A 7,500-nucleotide genomic window follows, 5' to 3' on the forward strand; every position below is an offset into this window, starting at 1 on the left:
CATTGCGTCGTTTTTCGGTCCGCTCGTCGGCGCCCTGTCCGGCGTGGCGGCCATCACCGCTCCGGCGCTGATCATCGTCGGCAGCCTCATGATCGGCGTCGTGAAGGAGATCGACTGGGATGCATTTGAAGAGGCGTTCCCGGCATTCCTCATCATCCTCACAATGCCGCTCACATCGAGCATCGCGACCGGGATCGCGCTCGGCTTCATCTCCTGGCCGATCATCAAGATCGTAAAGGGGAAATGGCGGGAAGTCCATCCGCTTCTTTATATCTTCGCGATCATGTTCGCCTATCAGCTGCTGTTCCTTCCGCATTGATCAAAAAAACGGCCCGCACTCCAAATGGAGGCGGGCCGTTTTCGATGGGTTTCAGTAATATTTCGGGCGCGAGAGCACTGCCTGGAAGGCGAGCACAACGGCAGCCACGAGGTGCATGAACCAGCCGACGAACGGGAACCAGGCAACAGCGCTCGTCACAAGTCCGAAGATGGAACCGGACTTGGCGGAATGGTCCCGAAGCGCCAAAATGAGCGTAACCGCGTGCAGGACGAACATGATGCCAAGAATCGAATAGCCGGTGCTAATGACAAAAGCGCCGCCGATGAACGGGATGGCCAGGAATGCTTCGCCGATCGCCGTTACCCAGCGCATGATTGTGGAACCTCTCATATCTATCCCTGCTTTCCTGTTTCATGTACTAGTTCTACGGCTGACCGGGGCGAAAGTTTCATTTTATGAAAGAAATTCCGTGTCAGTTTTTTGTCTTCCAGGCTGCCGGGCATCAACATCCGCTGCCGGGCCGTTTTCTTTTTGAGCCGGTTGCGGTATACTGATAAGAGACCGCAACTTCGATACAGGAGGTACCGTCATGAGACTTCTTTTGATTCTCGGTGTGATCTTCGCATTTCTTTCCGCCATCCTGACAGGCGGCTACGAAGACAAGCCCGGCTCGATCGACAAGTAATACATCGAAAAGAAGAGACCTGCCTCTCCGGCAGGTCTCTTTTTCATGCTTTTCCGCTCAGGACAAGCCGGGAAATCCCCGCTGGCGGAGCGCCTCGTAGACGAGAATGGCAGCGGTGTTCGACAGATTGAGTGAGCGGATGTGCCCGTTCATCGGGATGCGGAGACACCGTTCCGGATGTTCTGCGAGCAGCTCCTTCGGCAGGCCGGTCGTCTCTTTTCCGAATACGAAGAACACGTCCTTCCCAGGATCGGAAAAGTCCCTCGCGGCATAGTTGCCGTCGCCGAATTTCGTCAGGTAATAAAATTCCCCTTCCGGATAGGCATCAAACACTTCCTCGATCGCGTCGTGGTACTCAAGATCGACATGCTCCCAGTAATCGAGGCCGGCGCGCTTCAGCATCCGGTCCTCCGTCGAGAAGCCGAGCGGCCGGACGAGGTGAAGCTTCGTTCCGGTGCCGGCGCAGGTCCTTGAAATGTTTCCCGTATTCGCCGGGATCAGCGGCTCATGCAAAACTACGTGAATCGTCATCTGGGCACTTCCTTCTGCTGGTCTTCGATGCGTTGAATGGCGGCGCGGATTTCCTCCAGCACCTCGCCTTCCTGTTCCCGGACGGCGGCGTGCCGGAGCGAAGCGGCCGCATCGTCCGAACCGATCTTGCCGAGCGCATAAGCGGCAGCCCCCCGCATGTACGGGCGGGCATCTTCCCGGAGAAGGCGGATCAGTTCCGGCACCGCCGCCTCTTCCCGGAAATGGGCGAGCGCATAGACGGCGTTCCGCTGGATCGGGTTCTTCCCACGCCAGGAACCGGACATATGGCCGAACCGTTCCTTGAATTCCCGGTTCGACAGCGACAGCAGCGGCGTGAGCAACGGCTTGGCGAGCTCCGGCTCCGGCTTGAATGCGTCATGGATCCGGTTATGCATCCCTTTGTTTTTCGGACAGATCGTCTGGCATGTGTCGCAGCCGTACACCCGGTTGCCGATCTCCGTGCGGAACTCTTCGGGCAGGCTCCCTTTCGTCTGGGTCAGAAATGCGATGCAGCGCTGCGCGTTCAGGCGCCCGCCTTCGATCAGCGCACCGGTCGGACAAATATCGAGGCAGAGCGTGCAGTCCCCGCAGCCGTCCTCGATCGGCTCGTCGGGCGCAAACGGGATGTTCGTGATCATCTCACCGAGATAGACGTACGAGCCGAACTCCGGCGTGATGATCGAGCAGTTCTTGCCCGACCATCCGATTCCGGCCCGCTCCGCCACCGCCCGGTCGACGAGTTCACCGGTGTCGACCATCGACTTCAGACGGGCATCCGGACGGCGCTCAAGGATGAACTGTTCCAGAAGGGCGAGCTTTTCGCGGAGCACATCGTGGTAATCCTGCCCCCAGGAAGCCCGGCAGAACATCCCCCGCCGTTCGCCTTTCCGGCCCTTCGGCGGGTCGTCCAGCTTTGACGGATAGGCGACCGCGATGGCGATGATGCTTTCCGGCTCTTCGAGGAGCTGCGACGGGTCCGTCCGTTCTTCAAGGCTTCCTTTCTCGAAGCCTGACTGGAAGCCCGCCTCCTGCTGGCGCCGCAGCCGGTTTTTCATCTCCCGGAACGGGTCGGCGGTCGTAAATCCGATCTTATCGATGCCCGCGGATTCTGCGAATTCCCGGATTTCCCGCTGGAGAGTGGCAGTGTCCATGTCCCCTCCTCCTTTCTTGTATGATAAACTGATATAAAAGCGCAGGTGATTGAATTGATCATACGAGCGGATGAATCTCTGTTTGAAACCGTGCCGGATCTGAAATTCGGCATCATTCATTATAACAGAATTGACTTGAGGAACGCGCCCGGGATGCTGGAAGGCCGGATTGATCTGTTTTACCGGGAGCTGGAGCTTAGCCTGGAAGACAAGCCGGTCACGGACATCCCCGGCATTGCCGAATGGCGGAAAGTGTGGAAGGCGTTCGGCAAGGATCCCGGCAGATACCGTCCGTCCGCGGAAGCGCTCATGCGCCGGATCAAGAAAGGCGAGGCCCCTTCCCCGATCAATCTCGGAGCCGACCTGAACAATTTTTTCTCGCTCCGTGAGGGAATCCCTTGCGGACTGTACGACGCGGACAGATTATCCGGTCCCGCAACGATCCGCAAAGGAACCGTCGACGACGCCTATGAAGGCCTGAACGGCCGGATGAACAGCCTGGAGAACATTCTCGTGTCCGCAGACGAAGCAGGCCCGTTCGGCAGTCCGTTCGTCGACTCCGGTCGGACAGCCGTCACAAACAAGACGGAAAAGGCCCTGCATGTGCTGTACCTCCGCCCGTCTGTGGATGTGGGCGAGGCAATGGCACTGGCGGATAACATCGGGCGACTCTTCACGTCGGTTGCGGGCGGCAGTTTCCGGGTGGCCCTTCTTCATAAAGAAAATACGGAAACCCGGTTTCCGGAGGAGGAATGAACATGGGCAAGATCAACCTTGCTGAAGGGGTAAAGCTGAAAAGCATCCTGTCGAAGCGGATCCACGAACTGACCGATGAAATGCAGCGCAGTGCATTCGTCCTCGTTGAGAAGGGCCGGAAGCCGGCACAGGGACCCCGCACGATGGAAGACATTGAGCGGGAGCTGGAACAGGTGAGAAAAGACAGCCGGACACTCGACCGCCTGATCTACCGGGCCAACATCGACCACACGATCGAGGCGGACGGTGAGGAAATGCCGATCGTGGAAGCGATCGAACTGGCGACCCAGCTCCGTGCGAAGGCGATGCAGTACAAGACCTTCGCCCAGGCCAACAAAGAGGAGATCCAGTACGGCTACGCCGAAGGGACGGTCATCTACCGGATCGCCACATTCGACCCGGAAGATTACCGGAAAAAAGCGGAAGAGGCCGAGCGCCGGGCACATAAGCTATCGAATGCGATCAACGCAAAAAATTACTCGGTCATCCTCGACTTTGACGACAGCGCATATTTCTGAGATTCCAGCTCCGGGACGGTGAGAGTCCGTTCCGGAGCATGGCCCGGGCGCATTTAATTTAATTGTGCACCGATTATCCTTCACCCGTTCCCTTGTGACCGATCACCCATCACCGACCCAGGCGAACGCAAAGGATCCCTCAATTAGTCTTCGGCGCCCGGCCATGGAAAACACCCCTTCCGCTTCTGCGGGAGGGGCGTTTTCATGAATCAGTTCAACACGCCGTAAAACAGGAAGATGCCAAGACCGCACAGCGATATCATCATGCCGAGTGCCAGTTCCGAGCTCGTCCACTTCTCGCCTTCATCCGCCTTTTCCACCCAGCGGCTTGCATCCTCGGCCGTGCCCGTCCCTTCCTGCTCCTCAATCTGTCTGAGCATTTTCCTGCCCCTCTCCTCGAGGGCAAAATTAAACAATACGATCGGCACCATCAACAGGAACAGTCCGATGATCTCCAATTCGTCTTTCTTCCTTTCCATCCGACGTTGAATACTTGAAGGATATCCCGTATTCCTATCCCCCAACCATTTTCCGAACGATCCGGACATGGAAAATGCCTTTTCCGCTTGTTCGGAAAAGGCATCGGTTTACTGGTGAAGCCGGCTTACATGGCGGTCATTCCGCCGTCGATGACAAACTCGGAGCCGGTCGAGTAGCTCGACTCGTCGGATGCGAGGAAGAGGACCATGTCGGAGACTTCCTCGGCCTGGGCCATCCGGCGCATCGGGATATGCTTGGCGAACTCCTTGATCTGCTCCACTGCATCCCCCTGCGTGACCATCGGCGTCTCAATCACGCCCGGGTGGACCGAATTGACCCGGATGCCGAACGGAGACAGCTGCAGCGCAGCGGCTTTTGTCAGGCCGCGGACCGCAAACTTCGTATCCGTGTAGCCCGGAGCCCCGCCGACGAGGCCGTTCATCGACGAGATGTTGATGATCGATCCGCTTCCGGCTTCTTTCATCAGCGGAGCGACGGCTTTGATGCCGAGGAAGACGGAAACCTGGTTGATGTCCACGATTTTCCGGTAATCCGCTTCGGTGATCTCAAAAATCGATTTGCTCATGCTGATCCCGGCGTTATTGACGAGCACATCAATCTTGCCGAACTCCTTTTCCGTTTCCAGCACGACGGATTCCCAGTCCTCCGCTTTCGTCACGTCCTGCTTGATGAACCGCACGGATCCGCCGAGTTCCTCCGCAAACGCCTTGCCGCCTTCCTCATTCAGATCCGTGAAGACAACCTTTGCTCCTTCCTCGACAAATCTCCGTACATGAGACGCCCCCATCCCACGGGCACCACCCGTGATGATTGCCACTTTGCCTTTCAGTCTGTCCATCATTCTTTCCTCCTGTCATCTCAGGTATTTAAAAAACACCTTGCCGTTACCGGCAGGCGTCTATTATGCCCTTTTTTTCTTCAGCGAGTCAAAGATTTTCCTTGCTTCCGCTTTTGCCTTCTTGGGGTCTTTTCCGAAGACTGTAATCAACTTATTTTCGATGATAAAATTCCATTCACGACTCATATTTTTCCACCTGCCTTAAAATCTACGCCTTACTTGTATACCACTAAGTCTATTTTTTAAACATCCGGCATGATCATCCAAAAAATCCTGCGGACAGCTCCGCAGGATGATCTTCATTTATTCACCGGAAGTCCGGGTCTGCACGGAAGTACGAAGCCTGATCGCCAGGAAGAGTCCGGCAACGGCCAAGACCCCGGCAACGATGAACGAAATCCGGACGCCGCTCATAAGTGCCGCACGATCGTTGCTTGCATGGACAATGGCAGCAGAGCCGGTCATGACCGAGACAAGCAGAGCCGTGCCGATTGAACCGCCCACTTGGCGGAATGTGTTGTCCATCGCCGTGCCATGGGCGATCAGTTGCCTCGGGAGGGAATTGATGCCTGCCGTGCTGAGCGGCATCATCAGCATCGAGAGCCCCGCCATCCTGACGGCAAAGACAGCGCCCAGCCAAACGAGCGGCGTCTGCTCATCCATCATGACAAATGGGATAGTCGTCAACACCTGAAGGCCGAAGCCGGTAATGGCCAGCACCCCGGGGCCGACCCGGTCGAAAATCCGTCCGGCGACAGGCGACATTGCCCCCATCGCCACGGCGCCCGGCAAGAGGAGCAGGCCCGATTGGAGCGCCGTCCCGCCCCGTACCTGCTGGACATAGAGCGGGAGGATCGTCTCCGTCCCGATCAACAGCGCGAACACGATCATCCCCATCGGGACAATCAATTTATAGACCCCTACGCGGAATACACTGAAGTTCAGCATCGGCGGGTCGAGGCGGAGCTGGCGGCGGATGAACAGGTAGAGCGAAACGGCCCCGACAAGGAAGCTGCCGGCGACGGCCGGGCTTGTCCAACCGGCAGCGCCGACACTGCTGAACGCGTACAGAAGGCCGCCGAAGCCGAGGGTGGAAAGGACGATCGACAGAAGATCAATGCGTACATCCTTCTGTTCGGTCACATTTTTCATGACCGTCGAGGCCAGGATGATGTTCAATGCGGCAAGCGGCAGAATGATATAAAAAAGTGCCCGCCATGAATGGTGGCTCAGCACCCAACCGGACAAGGTAGGTCCGATTGCCGGGGCAAACCCGATGGCCAGACCGACCAGCCCCATCACGGAGCCTCTCCGGTTCATCGGAAAGATCGTGAGAAGCACCGTCTGCATGAGCGGCATCATCATCCCTGCGCCGGCCGCCTGGACGACCCGGGCAAGCAGGAGGACGGGGAATGTCGGAGCCAGTGCGCCGATCAGTGTCCCGGCCGCAAACAACAGATTGGCGACGATCAAAAGTTTTTTACTTGAGAACCGGTCAATCAGAAACGCCGTCACCGGGATCAGGATCCCGTTCGTGAGCAGAAAGGCGGTCGTCAGCCACTGTGCCGCATTGGCGTCGATGCCAAAATCGGTCATGACCGGCGGCAGGGCGATGATCAGCAGCGTCTGGTTGAGAAGGGATACGAATGCCCCCGAAATCAGGACGAAGACGATCAGATTCCGGTTGTAGTCCGGTTTTTGCAGAGAGTGCTGGATTTCATTCACAATTCGGTACCCCACATTTCGTTGAACAACGGCGGCTTGAGTGCCGTGATGCTAATATTTGCTTCATCGCAGGCGGATGGCGACAGTGCTACTCCTTGTCCTTCTCCTGGCCATCGTTTGCCTTGCGACCAAACTGACGCCGGATAAAGTCTTCTTCTTCTTCGCGGGTGAGCAGCCGCTTCGCTTTGCCAACCGTCCCGTCCTGAAGGTCCCAGATTGCATTATGCGCCTCCACGGTATTCGAGAAGTCCCCTTCTTGCCACTTCGTGAGGATATCGCGATACAAATCCCCGTGCGCATAGTTCCCTTCCTCGACCGTCCTGAGCATCTCATCAATCCGGCGCCGGGTGATCTGCAGAGCGCCCCACTTTTGTTTCGCATCAATCTTCTGATGGGTCATCCGGTGCAGATCCTGCATCATGCGTTCCTCATCGGGAGGTTCATCATAGAGCTGCCCGTCCTCCTTTCCTTCAGGGACAGGCAAATCCGACGGCGGACCGGGCGGAACTGCGGAA

The 7,500-nt window shown here is 57.3% G+C and carries 9 protein-coding genes and 1 pseudogene (1 of these 10 cut by a window edge); 3 read left to right on the top strand and 7 right to left on the bottom strand.

All coding sequences use genetic code 11. The features are described from left to right. Positions 1-319 (top strand): annotated as a pseudogene (locus BN1189_RS01495) (NCS2 family permease); the annotation flags it as partial. A gap of 51 nt (positions 320-370) precedes the next feature. Here the strand turns inward: BN1189_RS01495 and BN1189_RS01500 are convergent. The 3 genes from BN1189_RS01500 to queG form a co-directional block, all read right to left on the bottom strand. Further along, on the bottom strand, positions 371-670 hold the full coding sequence (locus BN1189_RS01500) for a hypothetical protein (protein WP_040224898.1): 300 nt from the start codon (positions 668-670) through the stop codon (positions 371-373). Between the two features lie 352 nt (positions 671-1,022). Further along, entirely contained in the window at positions 1,023-1,496 is a 474-nt protein-coding gene (trmL, locus tag BN1189_RS01505; protein WP_040224900.1) for a tRNA (uridine(34)/cytosine(34)/5-carboxymethylaminomethyluridine(34)-2'-O)-methyltransferase TrmL, read from the bottom strand. Continuing rightward, positions 1,493-2,647 (bottom strand): tRNA epoxyqueuosine(34) reductase QueG, encoded by a 1,155-nt coding sequence (gene queG, locus BN1189_RS01510; RefSeq protein WP_040224901.1) that lies wholly within the window; start codon positions 2,645-2,647, stop codon positions 1,493-1,495. The genes trmL and queG overlap by 4 nt, the downstream gene beginning before the upstream one ends. A gap of 54 nt (positions 2,648-2,701) precedes the next feature. Here queG and BN1189_RS01515 point away from each other — a divergent pair, with 54 nt between their 5' ends. Further along, positions 2,702-3,403 (top strand): B3/B4 domain-containing protein, encoded by a 702-nt coding sequence (locus BN1189_RS01515; protein ID WP_052455566.1) that lies wholly within the window; start codon positions 2,702-2,704, stop codon positions 3,401-3,403. A gap of 2 nt (positions 3,404-3,405) precedes the next feature. Next, on the top strand, positions 3,406-3,921 hold the full coding sequence (locus tag BN1189_RS01520; protein WP_040224902.1) for a DIP1984 family protein: 516 nt from the start codon (positions 3,406-3,408) through the stop codon (positions 3,919-3,921). Positions 3,922-4,130: 209 nt separating this feature from the next. Here BN1189_RS01520 and BN1189_RS01525 read toward each other — a convergent pair whose 3' ends face one another. From BN1189_RS01525 to BN1189_RS01540, 4 genes are all read right to left on the bottom strand, one after another. Beyond that, positions 4,131-4,379 carry a hypothetical protein gene (locus tag BN1189_RS01525; protein ID WP_143242225.1) on the bottom strand — a complete coding sequence of 83 codons (249 nt, stop codon included), beginning with the start codon at positions 4,377-4,379 and terminating at the stop codon, positions 4,131-4,133. 146 nt (positions 4,380-4,525) lie between these two features. Then, complete coding sequence (locus BN1189_RS01530; RefSeq protein WP_040224905.1) at positions 4,526-5,260, bottom strand: SDR family NAD(P)-dependent oxidoreductase; 735 nt, start codon at positions 5,258-5,260, stop codon at positions 4,526-4,528. Positions 5,261-5,563: 303 nt separating this feature from the next. After that, positions 5,564-6,976 carry an MDR family MFS transporter gene (locus BN1189_RS01535; protein WP_040224946.1) on the bottom strand — a complete coding sequence of 471 codons (1,413 nt, stop codon included), beginning with the start codon at positions 6,974-6,976 and terminating at the stop codon, positions 5,564-5,566. A gap of 97 nt (positions 6,977-7,073) precedes the next feature. Further along, on the bottom strand, positions 7,074-7,500 hold the 3' portion of the coding sequence (locus BN1189_RS01540; RefSeq protein WP_052455567.1) for a DUF6241 domain-containing protein. 77 nt of this gene lie beyond the right edge of the window; only the last 427 of its 504 coding nucleotides appear in the window; the start codon falls outside the window, past its right edge; it ends in the stop codon at positions 7,074-7,076.

This window comes from Bhargavaea cecembensis, assembly GCF_000826125.2.
GTDB classification, from domain to species: Bacteria; Bacillota; Bacilli; order Bacillales_A; family Planococcaceae; genus Bhargavaea; species Bhargavaea cecembensis_B.